Origin of the sequence: Mycobacterium seoulense, from assembly GCF_010731595.1 — a bacterium.
In the GTDB taxonomy this organism is placed as follows: domain Bacteria; phylum Actinomycetota; class Actinomycetes; order Mycobacteriales; family Mycobacteriaceae; genus Mycobacterium; species Mycobacterium seoulense.
In genome coordinates this window covers 1,637,339-1,655,272 of record NZ_AP022582.1, presented here as the reverse complement: position 1 = coordinate 1,655,272, position 17,934 = coordinate 1,637,339, and the positions used below count along the sequence as shown (strand labels likewise).

Below are 17,934 nucleotides of genomic sequence, written 5' to 3'. Positions count from 1 at the left end.
GGAAATGCGAAAAAACGACAAGCGCAGCAAACAAGAGGTAGGGTCGGCGCCATGCAGACCGAATTGCGCTATGACCGGTGGTACCTGCCGCTTTCAGTTCCGGTCGGACTGGGGCCCAAGCGCAGCGAGATAAGGGTCGACGGCGAGACGCTGCACGTGAAGATGGGCTGGGCGTTCGCCGCGGACATTCCCTTGGCGTCGATCACCGGCGCCGCGAGGGCGCACGACCGGGCCTTCACCCTGGGGGTGCACTACTCGGGCGGACGCTGGCTGGTCAATGGGTCGGGTAAGGGCTTGGTGGCGTTGACGATTGAGCCACCGGTGCGCGCGAAAGCTGTAGGCCGATCGATATCCCTGCGTGAGTTATGGGTCAGTGTCACCGACCCGGATGCCCTCATCGCCGCCTGCACCGGTCCGCGCGTTTAGCCCGGGTCGGCGCCCGTGCGTCGGGCCAGCCACTCCCGCTGGCGGCGGACGAACCCCGCGTCGACCACTCTGCCGTGGCCCGGCACGTAGATGGCGTCGGGCCCGCCGACCGCGAGTATCCGATCGAGCGTCGACGGCCAGGCCCCCACATCGGAATCGGCATCGATAGAGGGGTCGGCAGACTCCTCGACGAGATCACCGGTGAACAGGACAACCGGATCGCCTTCGCCGTCGGCGCCGGGCGCAATGACGACCAGGTCTGCGGTCGTGTGTCCCCGACCCAGGTGAGCGATCGTCACGGTTCGGTCGCCGAGGTCGATAACGGCGTCGTAGACACCGCGCCGCGGCGGCTTCAATGCCGCGATCGCGCGGTCGACCTCCGCGGCGTCCGCGCCATAACTCACGGCGTGCGAGCGAAGGTCATCGACGGCGGACGACAAGTACTCGACAACGTCGGGTGCACACAAGATTTCAGCTCCGCCGAACGCCGACGAGCCCAGGACGTGGTCGAAGTGCTTGTGCGTCAACACGACATGAGTGACCGGTCCTCCCGCGATCTGGCGGACGTCGGCGTCGATCGCATCCGCTTCGACCAGCGTGGTGCCGGTGTCGATGAGCAGCGCCCCGGTACGCCCCCGCACCAGGCCGATGGTGACGTCGCAGAACTTCAGCCGGCAGCGGTGCACGCTGGGCGTCAGCCGCTCCCAGGCGAAATGCATGACCGCGAAGATAGCGGTCACCGGCGCGCGTCGTGAGCACTCGTCGGAAATGGTTGACATGTCGGAAATCCCCGACATATATTGCGCGGCGTGGCTAGCACCGACCGCGTCTTTCTCGCGCTGGCCAACCCGGTGCGGCGGGAACTGCTGGAGATCCTGTCCCGCCAGCCGCTGTCGGCGGGGAAGCTCTGCGAGCGGTTCGACCTCAGCCGCCCCGCGGTCGCCGAGCACCTCAAGGTGCTGCGCGACGCCGGGCTGGTCGCCGACGAGCCGCAGGGCCGCCATCGCATCTACCGCCTGACCGCAGAACCGCTGGCGCAGCTCGGTGAGTGGCTGCATCCGTTCGAGAAGTTCTGGCGGGCGCGACTGGCCAAACTCGCCGAGACGGCAGAGGAGTTGGAATGACCGAGACGTCGATGCCCGCGACGATCCGGGTGGATCAGTTCGTGGCGGCCCCGCCGGCGAGGGTGTGGCGGTTGTTGACCGAGCCCGACCTCATGCGGCTGTGGTGGGCCGAGGGTGAAGTGGCCGCGGTGGTCGGCCATCAGTTCACCCTCGACATGCCGGGCTATGGCAAGCAGCCATGTAAGGTGCTCGAGGTCGATCCCCCGCACCGCTTCGTGTATACCTTCACCCCTGCCTGGACGCTCACCTGGCGCCTTGAACCGGAGGGCGACGGTACCCGAGTATTCTTGGAGCACAGCGGATTTGACCTCGACGACAAGAGGATGGCCGAGGCCTTCCGCCGGATGGGGACCGGCTGGTCGGGCGTCGTCCTCCCCCGTTTGGTCGACGCCGTCAACCAGGCCTGAGCGGCCGGGGAGGATTTCGCCCATGCGCGCAGTCGTCATCACCAAGCGCGGCGGTCCGTCGGTGCTGCGGGTCGAGCAGCGGCCCGATCCCCCGTCGCCGGGCCCCGGGCAGTTGCGGGTCGCGGTGCGCGCGGCGGGCGTGAACTTCGCCGATCACCTCGCTCGCGTCGGCATGTACCCCGATGCGCCGAAACTCCCCGCGATCGTCGGCTACGAAGTCGCGGGGACGGTCGAGTCCGTCGGCGAGGGTGTCGATCCCGGCCGTGTCGGCGACCGGGTGCTGGCGGGCACCCGCTTCGGCGGCTACGCCGAGATTGTCAACGTGTCCGCCAGCGACTCCGTTCCGCTGCCGGCCGGGATGAGCTTCGAACAGGGCGCCGCCGTCCCCGTCAACTACGCGACCGCCTGGGCCGCGCTGCACGGTTACGGTTCGCTGCGCGCCGGCGAACGGGTGCTGGTGCACGCCGCGGCCGGCGGGGTCGGCATAGCGGCCGTTCAGTTCGCCAAGGCCGCCGGGGCCGAGGTGCATGGCACCGCGTCGCCCGCCAAGCATCCGAAGCTGGCCGAGTTGGGCGTCGACCGGGCAATCGACTACCGCCGCGACGGTTGGTGGCGCGGCCTGGATCCGTATGACCTGGTGCTCGACGCGCTGGGCGGCACGTCGTTGCGGCGGTCCTACGCGCTGTTGCGGCCGGGCGGAAGGCTTGTGGGATACGGGGTCTCGAACCTGCAGCACGGCGAGAAGCGCTCGCTGCGGGCGGCCGCCCCACACGCGTTGGCGATGCTGCGCGGGTTCAACCTGATCGACCAGCTCTCCGAGTCCAAGGCCGTCATCGGCCTCAACATGCTGAGGTTGTGGGACGACCGCGGCACGCTCGAGCCGTGGATCACTCCGCTGGCCCGGGCGCTCGACGAAGGTACGATCGCGCCCGTCGTCCATGCCGCGGTGCCATTCGCCGAAGCGCCGGAGGCGCACCGCATCCTGGCCGCGCGGGAGAACGTCGGCAAGGTGGTCCTGGTGCCGTGAGTTTTTAGCGGCGCCGCAGTGGTTATCTATCCTGCATGGCTGTCACCGAATCCCGCGAGGTCGTCATCGAAGCGACACCGGATGAGATCCTGGATGTGCTGTTCGACATCGAATCGCTGCCCGAATGGTCCTCGATCCATCAAAAGGTGGAGGTTCTCGAGCGCGACGATCAGGGGCACCCGATCAGATCGAAGCAAGTGGTCAAACTCGTCGGTGTCAGCGACGAGCAGGAGCTGGCCTACACCGTCCACGACGACGGCGTGAGCTGGACGCTGGTGAAGGCCAAACAGCAACGCGCGCAAGACGGTCGGTACACGCTGACGCCCGCCGGGGACTCCACCCGGGTGAGCTTCGATCTCACCGTCGACCTGTTGATGCCGGTGCCCGGGTTTCTGATCAGGCGAGGGTCCAAGAGCCTCATGGACACGGCCACCAAGGGTTTGCGTAAGCGGGTGCTGGAGCTCAAGCGCGGCCAGTAGCGGCGCCCGGCTGCCCACACCGGGTGTTCCGGACGGCCGCCGCGCGCGCCACACTGTCCCTTATGGAATCGACAATCCTGAACAGCCTTCGCCGGATTTCATCGATGATCGGTGGGCTGGCGATCGTCGGGGCCCTGGCCGGTTGCGGCGGGCACGGCGACACCCGCATGACGGCGCCGTCGACGCCGAAGGTGACCACACTCGGGCGGACCGGCGCGGCGGCGCCCGCCGGCGCGCCGTTGACCATCAGCAGCCCGGCGTTCGCCGACGGCGCGCCGATCCCCGTGCAGTACACCTGCAAGGGGGCCAACATTGCCCCGCCGCTGACATGGTCGGCGCCGCTGGGCGCGGCGCTCGTGGTCGACGACCCCGACGCCGTCAACGGCCTCTACGTGCACTGGATCGTGACCGGAATCGCGCCCGGACCCGGCAGCACCAGCGACGGTCAGACGCCGGCCGGGGCGACCACGCTGCCGAATACGGCCGGACGGCCCGCATACCAAGGCCCCTGCCCGCCGGCCGGAACCGGCACGCATCATTACCGATTCACCCTGTACCAGCTCCCCAACGACTACGGGCTGCCCGCCGGCCTCGCCGGCGTCCAGGCGGCGAAGACGATCGCCGGCGCAGCGACCGCCCAGGCCCAGCTCACCGGGACCTTCGGCGGCTGATCGCGTCAGGCCATATCGTCGAGGGCCTGATAGCCGGCGTTGTAGCCGGGTGTGAACGTGATGCCCGGGCCGCCGTGGCATCCCGCGCCGCCGAGGTAGAGGCCGTCGATGGGTATCGGGAAATCGAGGAATCCCTTGGGCCCGGGCCGGTTGGGGCCCATCAGGTCCGGGTGCAGGAGGCCGTGGCAGAAGTCGCCGGCGGGCGCCCCGAACATCGTGTTCATGTGGTAGGGCGCGAAAGTGATGTGGCGGATCACGATGTCCTTGAAGTTGGGGGCCAACCGGGTGATCTTCTCGATAACGCGTTGTGCCATCTCATTTTTGAGTCGTCCATGGTCGTGCCGGTCGACTTCGACCGGGAAGGCGTACGCGTACGCGCTGGCGGCGTGCTTACCGGGCGGCGCCATGCTCGGATCGTGCACGGACGGGATCTGCATTCCCATCGACGGGTTGTCCGGCACGATCCCCCGTCGGCAATTCTCCCAGTGCAGCTGTTGTTCCTCCGGGGCGCCGAAAATCCCGACCGACTGCTGCATGCCCTCTTCGTTCAAGAACTCATAGGGCGCGGCGAATTCGGGCAGCCCGTCGAGGGCGAAGTGGATCTGCACGAAGCTGGCCCGGTGGTCGCGGCCTGAAAGCCGCGAAAACAGCTCGGCCGGAACGTGTTCCGGTGCGATGAGGTCGGTCACCGTCACGTCCGGCGCCAGGTTGGACACCACGATCGGTGCGGTGATGGTCGACCCGTCCCGCAGCCGCACCCCGGTCACCGCGCCGTGATCGACGAGGATCTGCTCCACCTTGGCGCGGAAGCGGATCTCGCCGCCGTGGGAGACGAAGAGTTCACGCAGGTGTTCGGTGAGCGCGCCGATGCCGCCCCTGAGTTTGGTCATCATCGCGGTGCTGTCGTCGGGAACGGCCAGGGCGAACGCCAGACAGGTGGCGCTGCCCGGGGTGTAGGGGCCGCGATAGGTGGAGTTGATCGCGAGAAACGCGAGCATCCCCCGCATGACCGCGTGTTTGTCCTTGTCGGGCAGGTAGCGGTCGATGACGTCCATCGCCGACCCGAACAGCATTTCGTGGATGGCGCGCCGCTCGGCGTCGTTGGCCGCGCAGGCATACATCTCGTCGAGTGTCTTGGGCGGTGTCCGGACATCGAAGCGGCCCAGGGCCTTTGCGGGCCCCTGGCTCCACCCGATCAGCTCGGCCATGCCGGTGACGGCTTCGATGCCGTGCTTGTCGCCCAGGTGCGTCATCAGCTGCATCGGGTCGCGGTAGAAGACCATCGGCTCCTCGCCGTGGTCGCCGATGTTGGTGGACATCACCTCCGGCTCCACCGTGGGCAGGGTGTCCAGCCCGAGGTCCTTGGTGATCTGGCTTGCCGTCGGGAACTGGACGGAACCGGCGATCTCGTACCGGAAGCCGTCGATCAATTCGACGGTCGCCGCCATGCCCCCCGCATAGGTGTTGGCTTCCAGGCACAGCGTGCGCAGGCCCCCGCGCTGCAGCACCGTCGCCGCGGTCAAGCCGTTGTGGCCCGCTCCCACGACGATCGCGTCATAGTCCGACATGGCTTCCTCCCTGGGGTCGGCGCGTGACAAGAATATGTCAGTACTGACATAATTGGAAGATGTCAGTTCCGACTACTTTCCCAGCGGTGGGATACCATCCCCGTGGGATGAGCGCGCCGACGAACCGCCACGAGCTACGCCGACGATCGACGCACGAGGCGCTGCGCGAAGCGGCATTGAAAAGCTTTGCGCGCAAGGGATTCACCAACGTCACCGTGACCGAGCTGGCCCGCGAGGCCGGCGTCACCGAACGGACCTTCTTCCGCCACTTCCCCACCAAGGAGGCAGTGCTCTTCCAGGACTACGAGACGCAGCTGGATTGGCTGGCCGAGGCGCTGGCCGCCCGCCCCGCCTCCGAGCCGATCTTCGATGCGGTGCTCGCGAGCGTCGCGGCCTTCCCGCACGACCTCGAAGTGGTCCGCCAGGCCGCGACGGCCCGCGCCGAGCTGATCAGCGCGGAGCGCATCGCGGGCCATCTGCGCGTCGTGCAATCGTCCTTCGCGCAGGTGCTGACCGACTTCGTCAGGGACCGCAATCCGGGCGTGCCGAACATCGATCTGCTCGCCGAGGTCACCGGTTCAGCCCTGGCCGCCGCCCTCGTTGTGGCAGTCGAGAATTGGGGCCGCAACGGCTGCGCCGGCGATCTCGGTGAACTGGTGGCGTCCAGCCTGGCGCTGCTGCGCTCGGGTTTGGCGCCGCTCGCCTGATCCGTTGAGTGTGCGCCCAGGGCGGCGACACGCCGTGGAGCCCCGCCGTGGGCGCACACGCAAAGCCATGAGCGCACACTCAATCGGTTTCCGCGGACGCCTCCACGCTTTCGAGGGCCGCCTCGACGAAGCGGCGCAGCACCGCGTTGCGGGCGCGCGGCAGAAACGCCAGCGACACCGGGCTCTGCGGCGCTCCGCGCAGAGCGACGAACCGGACACCCGGGTGGATGTTGCGCCGGACGGCGACGTCGGGGATCACCCCGATGCCCCGATCCGCCGCGACGGATTCCAGCCACTCATCGAAATTGGCAGTCTCCACAACGGTTTTCGGCCCCTCGCCCGCCGGCCACGACCACGGCCCGGTGGTCCCGCTGGCGGTGTTGACGACCAACGGCCAGCGTGGCACCTCAGCCCAGGCCAACTCGGACCTGTTGGCCAGCGGCGAGTGGACCGCACAGACGGCCACCCGGGTCTCGTCGAACAGGTGCACCACCCGGACGGCGGTTGACGTCACCCGCCCACGCACGACGGCGACGTCGACCCTGCCCTGCTGCACGGCGGCCAGCGCGTCGTCGGTGCGGACCAGCCTGACCGTCGTGCCGGTGGCCCGCTCGAAACGGGCGACGGTGTCCTGCGCCCACGGATCGGGAAGCAACCAGCTGAACCCGAGGCCGATGCTCGCCTGCCGGCGTACGGCGCCGAACGCCCGCTCCAACTCCGCGAGGACCCGCTCGACGTGATCCAGGAACGTCCGTCCGGCGCGGGTGGTCTCGACGTGCCGCGAGGTGCGATCGACGAGTGTCACGCCGAGCGCGTCCTCCAGCTGGCGGATGGTGCGGCTCAGCGCCGGTTGGGTGATGCGCAGTTCATCGGCGGCCTGGGTGAACGACTTGAGCCGTGCCACGGCCTCGAACGCGCGGAGGTGGCGCAACTCGACCCTGCCGCTGTCCAACGCGCCCATGCCTGAGAAGCATAGATCGATTACAGCGGGCATTTCACACCCGGCCGCGACGCCCCTAGCGTCGAAGCCAGGACATAGATCAGAGGAGTGAAAATGCCCTTGCTATACATCGACCTCATCGAGGGCCGCACGCCGTCGGAGGTCGGCGCGCTGCTCGACGCGGTTCACGAGTCCGTCGTCGAAGCCTTCGGGGTGCCCCCGCGTGACCGCTATCAGGTGGTGCGCACCCATCCCGCCCACGAAATCGTCGCTTTGGACACCGGCCTCGGCATCACCCGGTCGACGCACCAGGTGATCGTGCACGTGGTGAGCCGGCGGCGCACGCGGGCGATGAAGGAGAAGTTCTACGAACTGCTGGCCGGCAACCTCGCCGGGCGGTGCGGGCTCGACCCGGCCGACCTGATCGTCTCGGTCACCGAAAACGGTGACGAGGACTGGTCTTTCGGCCACGGCCGGGCACAGTTTCTCACCGGGGAGCTGCAATGAGCCTCGACACACGGATCACCAGATTCTTCGGCATCGAGCACCCCGTCGTGCTCGCCCCGATGGCGGGAATCTCCGGGGGCCGGCTGGCGGCGGCGGTGACATCGGCCGGTGGCCTGGGCCTGATCGGCGGCGGTTACGGGGACGCCGAATGGCTGCGGCGCGAGTTCGGCCGGGCCGGCGGCGTAACGGTGGGATGCGGGTTCATCAGCTGGAGCCTCGCCCACCAACCCGCGCTGCTCGACGAGGCCCTGGAGCGACAGCCCGCCGCGATCATGTTGTCGTTCGGCGAACTGCAGCCGTTCGCCGACCGCATTCACGCCGCCGGCGTCCCGCTCATCGCGCAGGCGCAAACGCTCGACCACGCGCGCCGGGCGCTGGACGCCGGCGCGGAGGTCGTGGTGGCGCAGGGCGGCGAGGCCGGTGGGCACGGCATGACCGCCCGGGCCACCTTCACGCTGGTGCCCGACGTCGTCGACCTCGCCGCCGAACGGTCGCCGGGCACGCTGGTGCTGGCCGCCGGCGGGGTTACCGACGGCCGCGGACTCGCCGCCGCGCTGGCGCTCGGCGCCGACGGCGCGCTCGTGGGCACCAGGTTCTGGGCGTCTCCCGAGGCGTTGGTGTCGCCACGGGCACACGAGCGGGCGCTACCGGCCAGCGGCGACGACACCCTTCGCACGCGGGCCTATGACCTGGTGCGGCGGCTGGATTGGCCCGCCGGCTACGACGCGCGGGCGCTGGGCAACACGTTCCTGGAGACCTGGCATGGCAACGAGGACCGGCTGGCGGCGTCGCTGCCCGAAGTCGTCGCCGAGTATGAAAAGGCTGTTGCCGCCGAGGATTTCGAAGCGGCCGCCATACTCGTCGGCGAGGGTGTGGGCCTCGTCCGCGAGGTCCGGCCCGCGGCCGACATCATGGCCGACATGGTCGCGCAGGCCGGGCGGATCTTGAGCCGGGCCACGGGGCCAACCTCAATACAGCGGTGACCAATCCGACGTCCGCAGCAGGCGGCTCTGCCACTGGTCGCGGTATTGCAGGGCGTCGAACATGTAGCTGCCCGGCGCCCGGTGCTCCGGCGGGATCTCCTTGGTCAGCAGGTGGACCAGGGCGGCGTAGTTGTTGGAGTCGTCAATCTTCTGCCACAGCATGGCCTCTCGTCGCCGGTGGCTCCCATGCGCCACCTGGAAGCACGCCTGGATGTCGAGGATGCGCATCCTGGCGGGCGCCCGGGACAGCGGGCGGTAGTAGATCTCGTCCCATGAGCGGATGTAGTCGTCGAGCGGAGCGGACGGCCAGCCGGTGTCCTCCATGAACATCGTCAGCGGGTGTGTCTGCCCCGTGGTCGGCACGCTGGCCAGGTCGACGGTCTGCAGCGGTGACCAGGTCACCGGCAGCAAGAGCTTGCCCGTCACTTCGTGGCGCAGGTTTTCCAATTCACGCATCCACGGTCGCAGGTCGCCACTTTGCGCTCGGCGCGCGAGCCTTTCCCACGCCGCGCCGTCGGCGATGCCGGTGATGGTGACCACGTTGTAGGACAGCCCGGACCCGTGGGCGTGGTTGGTGTACCAGAGCAGCCGCGCGTCATCGCCGGCGGCGAGCATCGGCATCCAGCCCTCGCGGTATGCGGCCTCGAACTCGTCCTGACGTGCGCCGACCACTTTGTGGGTCTCGTGCAGGAACAGCATCGGAACTCCTTGCCGTCAGGACTCTTTGGCGATCAGTGCGGCGAGCTGACGGCGGTTGACTTTGCCGGTCGAGCTGTAGGGGATGTTGTCGACCAGTATCAGCCGCTCGGGCAGTTTGAAATAGGCGATGAGTTCGCGGCAGTGCGACCGCAGCTGGTCGAGAGTCACGGGGGCGCAAGCCACCACCGCTACCCCCACCCGCTGACCGAGCTCGTCGTCGGCGATTCCGGCGACCGCGACGTCGCGTACGGCCGGGTGGGAACGAAGCGCTTCCTCGATTTCGATCGGCCCGAACTTCTCTCCCCCGCGGTTGATGGTGTCGCTGAGCCGCCCGCTCGGGAAGAGGTAGCCGTCGGCGTCCTGCCGGGCGAGGTCACCGGTGCGCAGCCAGCCCTCGGTGACGTTCTGGGCGCTGTTCACCCACAACTCGCCGACCCCTCCCGGCTCGACGTCCTCTCCCGTCGCCGGGTCCACCACGCGGACGTCGACGCCCGGCAGCGGGCGGCCGACGGATCCCGCGCGGGCGGGATCGCGGTGATCGGCGGGCATCAGCGTCGTATAGGCGCCGAGCGTCTCGGTCTGGCCGAACACGTTGGCGAAAGCCACATGTGGGAGAGCGGCCATGGCCCTGCGCACCAAATTGACCGGCGCGGCGGCAGCCCCGTAGGCGATGGCGACCAACGACGACAAGTCGGCGTCGCCGAAGTCGGGATGGTCGAGGATGCGCTGCAGCATCGTCGGAACCAGGAACGTCGTGGTCACCCGATGCTCGGACACCAGGCGCAACCACTCGCCGGCGTCAAACCGCCGCTGTAGCACCGACGTGTTGCCCGAGTACAAACCGCCGAGCGTGCCGAGCGCGCCTCCGACATGAAAGAACGGGACGCACATCATCCCCACCGAGGGTTTGGCATCCGCCCGGAATGGTGCCGCCATCCCGGTGATCCGCCGTGACAGCTGCCGGCCGGTGATGCCGACGGCCTTGGGGAGTCCCGTTGTCCCGCTGGTGAACAGGACCAGGGCATCGCGGTCGGCGTCGTCGGCGGACGGCGCCGCCGAACCGAGGCCCTCCAGCAGATCGTCGCCTGTCAAGACCATCGGGGCACCGGCCTCGCGGAGCCGGTCGGCGGATGGCTCCCCCGCGACGGCCGCGTCGGCACAGCCCGCGTTCGTCAGAAGTCCGTGCAGCTCGGACGGGGTCAGCGCGGGGTTCATCAAGGCGGCCGCGGCGCCGATCCGAGCCGCTCCCAACACGGCCGCGATCGACAGCACGCTTCCCCCGTCGACGACGGCAACGCGCTGGCCGGCCACCACGCCGCGGTCGGCCAACCCGGCGGCGCACCGGCGCACGGTGTCCGCGAGCTCGCCGTAACCGATAGGGCGCCCGTCGATGATGAGCGCGACGCGAGCGGGATCGTCGGTCGCGGCGGCTTCGAGGATCGTTCCGATATTCATGTTTGCGCTCAGTGCAGGGGTGACCACGCGGAGGTGCGCAGCAGCCGACTGGTCCACTGGTCCCGCAGCTCGAGGGCGTCGTGCATCCAGGTCCCGGGCGCGCGAAATTCATGCGGGATCCGGGTCCGCAGCAGTGCGAGCAGTTGCTCGGGCCGCTGAATGCGCTGCATCAGAATGACCTCGCGGTGCAGGTGGCTGCCCAGGGCGGGCTGAAACGCCGCCTGGATCAACAGCATTGACGACGGCCGCGCGAGGCTCTGGGCGTACACGTCGCCGCTGCGAGCGATGTATTCCTCGAACTTGTCCTGGTAAGGCCACATGGTGTCTTCCATGTAGAGACTGAGTTCGTGCTCCCGCCCGTCGACCGGCACCTCCTCGAACGGGATCTCCCCCAGCGGCGACCACGGCAGCGGCGCGAGCAGCTTGGCCTCGACGTCGTAGCGCAAATCGTCCAGCTCGCGCATCCACGGCTGCAGATCACCCCGTTGCACCCGCAGCGCGAGGCGCTCCCACGCCGCTCCGTCCCGGACGGCGGTCACGGTCACGACCGTGTAAGACGGGCCGCTGCCTTGCGCGTGGTCGGCGTACCAGAGCAGCCGCGCGTCGTCGCCGGCGGCGAGCATCGGCATCCAGCCCTGCCGGAACGCGGCCTCGAAGTCGTCCTCGCAGCGCCCGCGCACTTTGTGTACCTCGTGCATGAACAGCATGCCGAGACCTCCCACCGAGTGCGCTCGGCCCTGAGCGCCCTCGTCCAACGGACGCTAACCCCGACCGGCCGCAGTGTCCATGGCGGTTCACCGTGCGGCCGGACCTGACCGCCCTGGACAGCCGAGGTCCGAACTGGTTTGCTCGACTCAGTAATTACCTCACCGCAGGAGTCGCCGATGGCCCGTCTCGACGTGCCGGACGGCCCGGGCGGCGAAGCCGCCATGATCTGGACGCTGCGGCCGCAACTCGGCGACATGGTCGAGCGGATGATTCGCGGCGCATACCAGCAGAGCGTCCTGCCTGCCGACGAGCGCGAGCTGGCCAGGATGCGCATCGCGCAGATCAACGACTGCGCCGCCTGCGCGGGCTTCCGGGCGCGGTCTGTGCTGGACGCCGGCGTCCCGCCTGAGCTGTACGACAACGTCGCGGCGTACGCCAGCTACCCGGGCTACACGCCCCGCCAGCGGCTGGCCATCGAATACGCCGAGCGGTTCGCAACCGACCATGCGTCGCTGGACGACGCCTTCTTCGAGCGGCTGCGGGAGTCGTTCTCCGATCCCGAGATCCTCGATCTCACCCTCTGCGTCGCGGTATTCCTGGGCCTGGGGCGCTCGTTGACGGTGCTGGGCGTCGATCAATCGTGCGCAATCGATCTCTAGTAAGGAACCGAATGGACCTGGCGACCGTCGACGAACTGTTGACGACGACGCGGTCGGTGCGCAAGCGCCTCGACCTGGACCGGCCGGTCGGTCGCGACGTGATCCTCGAGTGCATCCGGCTGGCGATGCAGGCGCCCACCGCGAGCAACGCGCAGGACTGGCGCTGGCTGGTCATCACCGATGCCGACAAGCGCGCCGCGATCGGCGAGATCTATCGCAGCATCGGTGCCGAATACCTTGCCCACGCGGCCAAGGAGGCGTCCGATCCGCAGACCCAACGCGTGTACGCCGGCGCGCTGGCCCTGACTCACACCCTGGCCAAGGTTCCCGTGCACGTCATCCCCTGCCTGGCGAACCGCATCGACAACTCCACGCTGCTGACGGCCGCGTCGGCCTGGGCGTCGATCATCCCGGCCGGCTGGAGCTTCCTGCTCGCCCTGCGCTCGCGCGGCTTGGGGTCGGTGTGGACGACGATGCATCTGGCGAAGGAAAAAGAGGTGGCCGAGTTGCTCGGCATCCCGGACACCGTCACGCAGGCCGCGTTGTTCCCGGTGGCCTACACGATCGGCACCGACTTCCGGCCGGCCGCGCGGCCGCCCGCCGAAACCGTGACGTTCTGGGATAGCTGGGGAGACGGCTGATGCAGTCCTACACCGTGCGATTTCACGTCGAGGCGCCGCCGGTGAAGGTGTGGCGGGTGCTGCACCCGCCCGCGCCGCCCGACGCGCCGCGGCCGCGAGTCCTCACCTGGCCCACCGGCAGCATGGAGATCCTCAACGAGGGCAACGAGGCCGGTGAGGGCCTGGTCCGCACCTGCGTCTACCCGGTCCCCAAGTACCTGCTGTCGGGCGGCAGGGCGCGCTCGTGGGAGACCGTCACCGAGGCGGAAACCAACAAGCTGTCGCGCTACGTGGCCGTCGGCGCGCCGCTGTGGTCACGGGCCGAGGGCTATCACCAACTCGAGGAGCAGCCGGACGGGACCACCGTGTTGACCTTCCACGAGACCTACCACGCCTACAACCCGGTGCTGCGGTTCTTCCTCGAACGCCCCGTGCACGCGAGGATTTCTCGCGACAACCTCGAAACCTACGAGCATGCGCTCGGCTATGCCGGGCGCGTTCGCCGGCTGACCTAGGGTCCACCAAGGCCCGCGACCAGGGGTTACGCGTCCGCGGTGGGCAACCGCGGTACGCCGCATCATGTGATTAACGCGCTCACCCCGGTACGCTGGCGTGCTATGGGGTTCGAGGCTGGTGTTCCTACCGCGGCACGGTTGGCCGTCGCGGGACTGATGATCGCGGGCTGGACCGCGTCGGCGGGATTCGCGGGGGCCGACCCGGACCAGACGCCGGCGCCGTCACCGGCGCCGGCAGCGTCGCAGGGTCCCCCGCCGGGCCCGCCACCGTCGGCGTCTCCGGGGGCTTCCCCCGCCGCCTCACCGGCACCCGGACCGAAGACGAGCATCGACAAGGACGGCATCTACAACGTCGGGACCGACATCGTCCCCGGGATCTACAGCTCGGGCGGACCCGCCAACAACGGCACCTGCTACTGGAAGCGGACGGGCAATCCCGACGGCAACATCATCGACAACAACATGAGCAAGAAGCCGCAGGTGGTGCAGATCGACCCGAGCGACAAGGCGTTCAAGACGTCGGGCTGCCAGCCCTGGCAACTGACCCCGGACGCCGCGCTGCCGCCCAGCGCGCCGCCCGCCAGTGTGCAGGGCACGCTCGGTATCCTCAACGGCCTGCTCGGCGGCGCCCAGGGTGGGCAACAGCCGCCGCCGCCCCCGCACAACTGACGAGGCGCTGACGCGAGCCGGCCGCAACCCCCGGCCACTTTCGCTACGGTGGCGCCGTGGCCAGTGCGCAACAGATCGTCGTCGTCGGTGCCGGAGTCAGCGGGCTGACGTCGGCGGTGTGCCTGGCCGAGGCCGGTTGGCCGGTGCGGGTCTGGACCGCCGCGATGCCACAGCGCACGACGTCGAAGGTGGCGGGCGCGGTGTGGCTGCCGCCGCGGCCCGCCGAACGCGCCGGCGACACACTGGACTGGACCGAACACTCCCTGCGGGTCTTCCGCGAACTCGCCACCGATCCCGGCTCGGGCGTTCAACTGGTGCCCGCGCTGGCCGTCGGTGAACTCACGGCGACCGAGGCGATGTCGGCGGCCGCCGCGTTGATCCCCGACCTGAGGCCGGCCGACCCGAGCGACCTCCCGGACGGCTTCGGTAACGGGTTTCGCGCCACGCTGCCGATGATCGACATGCCGCACTATCTCGACTACCTGACCCGGCGGCTGGCCGCGGCCGGCTGCGAAATCGAGGAGCATCCCGTGCGGTCGCTGGCCGAGGCCGCCGACGCCGCGCCGATCGTGGTCAACTGCGCCGGCCTCGCCGCGGGACGCCTGACCGGCGACGACACGCTGCGCCCCCTGTTCGGCCAGCACGTCGTGCTCACCAATCCCGGTCTGCGGCAACTGTTTCTGGAGATCAACGGCGGTCCGGAATGGACGTGCTACTTCCCCCATCCACAGCGTGTCGTGTGCGGCGGGATCAGCATCCCCGACCGCTGGGACACCACCGCGGACCCCGACGTGACCGAGCGAATCCTGCACCGGTGCCGCCGGATCGAGCCGCGGCTCGCCGACGCCGAGCTGATAGAGACCATCACCGGGCTGCGTCCCGACCGCCCCTCGGTGCGGGTGGCGGCCGAACGATTGGGACCGGCCCTGTGCATTCACAATTACGGCCACGGCGGCAACGGCGTGACGTTGTCGTGGGGTTGCGCGCGCGACGTGGTCCGCCTCGCCGGTCAGCGGGAGGCGCGATGAGCATCGACTATGCGCTGGACGCCCACATCGTCACCATCACCATCAACCGTCCCGAAACCCGTAACTCGCTCGACATGCAACACTTCCGCGACCTGGCCCACGCCTGGGCGGCGTTCCGCGACGACGCCGGCGCCCGGGTCGCCGTGATCACCGGTGTGGGGCAAGACTTCTGCACCGGTGCCGACCTCAAGAAGTTCATCCCCGAGCTCACCGGCGACCTGCCGCAGCCGGCAGGCTGGAACAAGGACGACGCCATCCACGCCGTCCTGCACCGCTTCCCCGTCTACAAGCCGATCATCGCCGCGGTCAACGGCACCTGCGTCGCCGGCGGATTCGAGATGCTCAGTTCCACCGACATCCGGCTGGCCGTGCCGGCCGCCCGTTTCGCGGTGATGGAACCCAAGCGCGGCCTGTTCGCCGGCGGCGGGAGCACCGTGCGGCTGCCGCGTCAGATGCCCTACCCGCTGGCGATGGAGTTGTTGTTGACCGCCGACATGGTGGACGCGCAGCGGGCGCTGGCGATGGGACTGATCAATCGCGTCGTCGCGCCCGAGCGGCTGATGGACACCGCCTACGACTACGCCGAGCGCATCGCGGCGAACGCACCGCTCGCGGTGTTCGCGACGAAGCAGTCGGCCGTCGAGGGTTTGGCGCTCGACCTCGAGTCGGCATACGACAACGAAACCCGGCACAGCGACCGCATTTTCGAGACCGAGGACGCGAAGGAGGGGCCGCGCGCCTTCGCCGAGAAGCGACCGCCGCGCTGGCGGGGGCGCTAGCGGCGGCTGACGTCCCGAATGATCAGCGACAGCAGCCAGCTCACGATCGACAGCACGATGGCGGCCCAGATCGCCGTCCACCAGAAATGATCGATCTGTAGGCCCCAGTGCGTGGTGTGCTCGGTGATCCACGCGGTGATCCACAACATCAGCGCGTTGACGACGACGTGGAACAGGCCGAGGGTGAGGATGTACAGCGGGATCGACAAGAGCTGGACGACCGGCTTGATGAACGCGTTGACCAGACCGAAGACGACGGCGACGACGAAGATGATGCCGACCCGCTGAAGCTTTGTGTCACCGCCGACGAACGTGATCCCGTGGACGAACTTCGTGACCAGCCACAGCGCGAAACCGGTCAGTGCGGCGCGAAGCAGAAAAGGGCCCATGGTCCAAGATCCTGCCACCGGGCGCCGGCCAAGGGCAGCCCATTCGCGTCTGATATTCCGCGCTAAGCGTCGCCGTGCTGGCCTTGTGCTGCCAGGTACTTCACCATCTGGCACAGGTTGACGACAGCCGCGCTCAACTTCTGGATGGTGGCGTCCCGATCTGCCACACACGCCTGCCAATCGGGAAACTCCTGCGGCGGTTTCTGGTTGTCCGCGTTGACGTGGATTTTCTGCTCGATTTGGTCGCACACGTCCGCGAGGGTCAACTGTCCCGGCGCACTGATATCGGAGAACCATTTATCAGTCATGTCAGATTGTCGCCTTCCAAAAAGCCCTGGTGTCACGAGGCTATCGGGTCGTCCGCCGGGAGGATCGATCGGGCTGAATCCCGGGCGGTGAAAGGCCCGAGTTGCCCGGTCGGCGAGCCCGCTAATTCAAGTTGTAGAAGCGCGCCGCGTTCAGCCCGCCGATCTTTTCGCGGGCCTCTTCGCTGATGTCGGCGCGGGTCCGCAGGTGCTTGGTGCTTTCCGGCCATTCGCCGTCCCAGTGCGGGTAGTCGCTGGCGAACATGATGAAGTCGGAGCCGAGCACGTCGATCACGCCCGGCAGGATCGGTTCCTCCGGCTCACACGTCACCCAGATGTTGCCCGCGGCCAGATACTCGTGCGGGTCGCGGCGCCAGCCGCGTTCGACCCAATCGCCCCGCTTTTCGTAGTGCTCGTGCAGGCGATCCATGAAGAACGGGACCCAGCCCGCGCCCGCCTCGAGGAAGGCGACCCGCAACCGCGGGTGGCGCTCGAAGACCCCGCCGGACACCAGCGCCGTCATGGCCGTCATCTGGTCGAACGGGAAACTGATGCAGTGCACCTGAATGTAGTTGGTGAAGCGGTCCACGCCGATCTTCGGTAGGTGTATGCCGGGGGCGCCGTGGATGCCCAGCGGCATCTCCAGCTCGACCGCGGCGGCGTAGAAGGGGTCGAGGTCCGGGTGGTCGAGGTTGCGGGTCTTGAGCGCCGGCGGCACCAGGGTCGCCACCAGCCCAAGGTCTTTCGCTTCGGTCATCACGTCGATCGCCGCCTGCCCGTGCTCGATCGGGGTTACCGCGACGCCGCGTAGCCGGCCTCCCGACGGGGCGCAGTAGTCCGCGATCCACTGGTTGTACAGCCGGGCGAACCCGGCGGCGAACTCGGGGTCTTCGAGGCTGGGCGTGCACAGGCCCAGGCTCGGGTACAACACCATCGTGTCGATGTGGTCGCGATCGGCATCGCCCAGGACGCCGTCGGTCGATCGGCAGTTGATGTCCGGGGCGTTGCTGATGCCGTGCTCGGGCGGACAACCGGCACCCGGGCCCTGATCCTCCGGGTAATTGCGGCCCTCGAACGTCAACCGCATCCGCCCGTCGGTGCTGGGCTTGACGTGCTGCGGCCAGCGCTTGATCGCTTCGATTGCCAGCGACGAGTTCTCGGCGACGTGTCCGTCGGCGTCGATGATGCGCATGTATTCGGAACTTACTCTTGCGGACCGCATGGTGAAACGGCTCGCACGGTCGCATCGGCGCGTAGACGAATGCGATC

The 17,934-nt window shown here is 68.6% G+C and carries 24 protein-coding genes; 15 read left to right on the top strand and 9 right to left on the bottom strand.

All coding sequences use genetic code 11. The annotated features are described in order from the left end of the window. Positions 1–51: 51 nt before the first annotated feature. Complete coding sequence (locus G6N37_RS07540; RefSeq protein ID WP_163678117.1) at positions 52–426, top strand: hypothetical protein; 375 nt, start codon at positions 52–54, stop codon at positions 424–426. On the opposite strand, the gene G6N37_RS07535 is transcribed toward G6N37_RS07540, so the two are convergent. Further along, positions 423–1,145, bottom strand: coding sequence for an MBL fold metallo-hydrolase (locus tag G6N37_RS07535; protein ID WP_163684731.1), 723 nt, complete (start codon positions 1,143–1,145; stop codon positions 423–425). The genes G6N37_RS07540 and G6N37_RS07535 overlap by 4 nt on opposite strands. 90 nt (positions 1,146–1,235) lie before the next feature. On the opposite strand from G6N37_RS07535, the gene G6N37_RS07530 reads away from it, so the two are divergent. The 5 genes from G6N37_RS07530 to G6N37_RS07510 all read left to right on the top strand — a co-directional run bounded on the left by G6N37_RS07530 (position 1,236) and on the right by G6N37_RS07510 (position 4,134). Further along, a complete protein-coding gene (locus G6N37_RS07530; RefSeq protein WP_174813801.1) occupies positions 1,236–1,550 on the top strand; it encodes an ArsR/SmtB family transcription factor in 315 nt (104 codons plus the stop codon). Next, positions 1,547–1,957, top strand: a complete 411-nt coding sequence (locus G6N37_RS07525) for an SRPBCC family protein (RefSeq protein WP_163678112.1) — start codon at positions 1,547–1,549, stop codon at positions 1,955–1,957. The genes G6N37_RS07530 and G6N37_RS07525 overlap by 4 nt, the downstream gene beginning before the upstream one ends. Before the next feature lie 22 nt (positions 1,958–1,979). Beyond that, positions 1,980–2,984, top strand: a complete 1,005-nt coding sequence (locus G6N37_RS07520) for a synaptic vesicle VAT-1 family membrane protein (RefSeq protein WP_163678109.1) — start codon at positions 1,980–1,982, stop codon at positions 2,982–2,984. Positions 2,985–3,019: 35 nt separating this feature from the next. Continuing rightward, positions 3,020–3,463, top strand: coding sequence for an SRPBCC family protein (locus tag G6N37_RS07515; RefSeq protein WP_163678106.1), 444 nt, complete (start codon positions 3,020–3,022; stop codon positions 3,461–3,463). Between the two features lie 62 nt (positions 3,464–3,525). Continuing rightward, positions 3,526–4,134, top strand: a complete 609-nt coding sequence (locus tag G6N37_RS07510; RefSeq protein ID WP_163678102.1) for a YbhB/YbcL family Raf kinase inhibitor-like protein — start codon at positions 3,526–3,528, stop codon at positions 4,132–4,134. Between the two features lie 5 nt (positions 4,135–4,139). Here G6N37_RS07510 and G6N37_RS07505 read toward each other — a convergent pair whose 3' ends face one another. Further along, positions 4,140–5,702 (bottom strand): phytoene desaturase family protein, encoded by a 1,563-nt coding sequence (locus G6N37_RS07505; RefSeq protein WP_163678099.1) that lies wholly within the window; start codon positions 5,700–5,702, stop codon positions 4,140–4,142. Positions 5,703–5,809: 107 nt separating this feature from the next. Between G6N37_RS07505 and G6N37_RS07500 the strand changes: the two genes are divergently transcribed. Continuing rightward, positions 5,810–6,409: a TetR/AcrR family transcriptional regulator gene (locus tag G6N37_RS07500; protein ID WP_163678096.1), complete on the top strand. Its 600-nt coding sequence runs from the start codon at positions 5,810–5,812 to the stop codon at positions 6,407–6,409. A gap of 79 nt (positions 6,410–6,488) precedes the next feature. On the opposite strand, the gene G6N37_RS07495 is transcribed toward G6N37_RS07500, so the two are convergent. Next, positions 6,489–7,370, bottom strand: a complete 882-nt coding sequence (locus tag G6N37_RS07495) for a LysR family transcriptional regulator (protein WP_163678093.1) — start codon at positions 7,368–7,370, stop codon at positions 6,489–6,491. Positions 7,371–7,463: 93 nt separating this feature from the next. Between G6N37_RS07495 and G6N37_RS07490 the strand changes: the two genes are divergently transcribed. Then, positions 7,464–7,856: a tautomerase family protein gene (locus G6N37_RS07490; protein ID WP_163678091.1), complete on the top strand. Its 393-nt coding sequence runs from the start codon at positions 7,464–7,466 to the stop codon at positions 7,854–7,856. Next, positions 7,853–8,839, top strand: a complete 987-nt coding sequence (locus G6N37_RS07485; RefSeq protein ID WP_163678089.1) for an NAD(P)H-dependent flavin oxidoreductase — start codon at positions 7,853–7,855, stop codon at positions 8,837–8,839. The genes G6N37_RS07490 and G6N37_RS07485 overlap by 4 nt, the downstream gene beginning before the upstream one ends. On the opposite strand, the gene G6N37_RS07480 is transcribed toward G6N37_RS07485, so the two are convergent. From G6N37_RS07480 to G6N37_RS07470, 3 genes are read right to left on the bottom strand one after another with little or no spacing between them, the layout of a single operon-like run. Continuing rightward, positions 8,825–9,538, bottom strand: coding sequence for a hypothetical protein (locus G6N37_RS07480; protein WP_163678086.1), 714 nt, complete (start codon positions 9,536–9,538; stop codon positions 8,825–8,827). The genes G6N37_RS07485 and G6N37_RS07480 overlap by 15 nt on opposite strands. 15 nt (positions 9,539–9,553) lie before the next feature. Beyond that, positions 9,554–10,993: a class I adenylate-forming enzyme family protein gene (locus G6N37_RS07475; RefSeq protein WP_163678083.1), complete on the bottom strand. Its 1,440-nt coding sequence runs from the start codon at positions 10,991–10,993 to the stop codon at positions 9,554–9,556. Positions 10,994–11,001: 8 nt separating this feature from the next. After that, complete coding sequence (locus tag G6N37_RS07470; protein ID WP_163678080.1) at positions 11,002–11,700, bottom strand: hypothetical protein; 699 nt, start codon at positions 11,698–11,700, stop codon at positions 11,002–11,004. 177 nt (positions 11,701–11,877) lie between these two features. Here G6N37_RS07470 and G6N37_RS07465 point away from each other — a divergent pair, with 177 nt between their 5' ends. From G6N37_RS07465 to G6N37_RS07440, 6 genes are all read left to right on the top strand, one after another. Then, the gene (locus G6N37_RS07465; protein WP_163678077.1) at positions 11,878–12,360 is read left to right on the top strand and encodes a carboxymuconolactone decarboxylase family protein; all 483 of its coding nucleotides are present in this window, start codon (positions 11,878–11,880) and stop codon (positions 12,358–12,360) included. Positions 12,361–12,371: 11 nt separating this feature from the next. Next, the gene (locus G6N37_RS07460; RefSeq protein ID WP_163678075.1) at positions 12,372–13,001 is read left to right on the top strand and encodes a nitroreductase family protein; all 630 of its coding nucleotides are present in this window, start codon (positions 12,372–12,374) and stop codon (positions 12,999–13,001) included. Further along, positions 13,001–13,495 carry an SRPBCC family protein gene (locus G6N37_RS07455; RefSeq protein ID WP_163678072.1) on the top strand — a complete coding sequence of 165 codons (495 nt, stop codon included), beginning with the start codon at positions 13,001–13,003 and terminating at the stop codon, positions 13,493–13,495. Before G6N37_RS07460 ends, G6N37_RS07455 begins: the two co-directional genes overlap by 1 nt. A gap of 102 nt (positions 13,496–13,597) precedes the next feature. Then, a complete protein-coding gene (locus tag G6N37_RS07450; protein ID WP_179961884.1) occupies positions 13,598–14,164 on the top strand; it encodes a hypothetical protein in 567 nt (188 codons plus the stop codon). Between the two features lie 56 nt (positions 14,165–14,220). After that, positions 14,221–15,192 carry an FAD-dependent oxidoreductase gene (locus G6N37_RS07445; RefSeq protein WP_163678069.1) on the top strand — a complete coding sequence of 324 codons (972 nt, stop codon included), beginning with the start codon at positions 14,221–14,223 and terminating at the stop codon, positions 15,190–15,192. Beyond that, positions 15,189–15,971 carry an enoyl-CoA hydratase/isomerase family protein gene (locus tag G6N37_RS07440; RefSeq protein ID WP_163678067.1) on the top strand — a complete coding sequence of 261 codons (783 nt, stop codon included), beginning with the start codon at positions 15,189–15,191 and terminating at the stop codon, positions 15,969–15,971. Before G6N37_RS07445 ends, G6N37_RS07440 begins: the two co-directional genes overlap by 4 nt. Here the strand turns inward: G6N37_RS07440 and G6N37_RS07435 are convergent. The 3 genes from G6N37_RS07435 to G6N37_RS07425 form a co-directional block, all read right to left on the bottom strand. After that, complete coding sequence (locus G6N37_RS07435) at positions 15,968–16,360, bottom strand: phage holin family protein (RefSeq protein WP_163678064.1); 393 nt, start codon at positions 16,358–16,360, stop codon at positions 15,968–15,970. The two genes, G6N37_RS07440 and G6N37_RS07435, sit on opposite strands and share 4 nt — an antisense overlap. Before the next feature lie 62 nt (positions 16,361–16,422). Beyond that, a complete protein-coding gene (locus G6N37_RS07430; protein WP_163678062.1) occupies positions 16,423–16,668 on the bottom strand; it encodes a hypothetical protein in 246 nt (81 codons plus the stop codon). Positions 16,669–16,789: 121 nt separating this feature from the next. Continuing rightward, on the bottom strand, positions 16,790–17,857 hold the full coding sequence (locus tag G6N37_RS07425) for an amidohydrolase family protein (protein WP_163678060.1): 1,068 nt from the start codon (positions 17,855–17,857) through the stop codon (positions 16,790–16,792). Between the last annotated feature and the right edge of the window lie 77 nt (positions 17,858–17,934).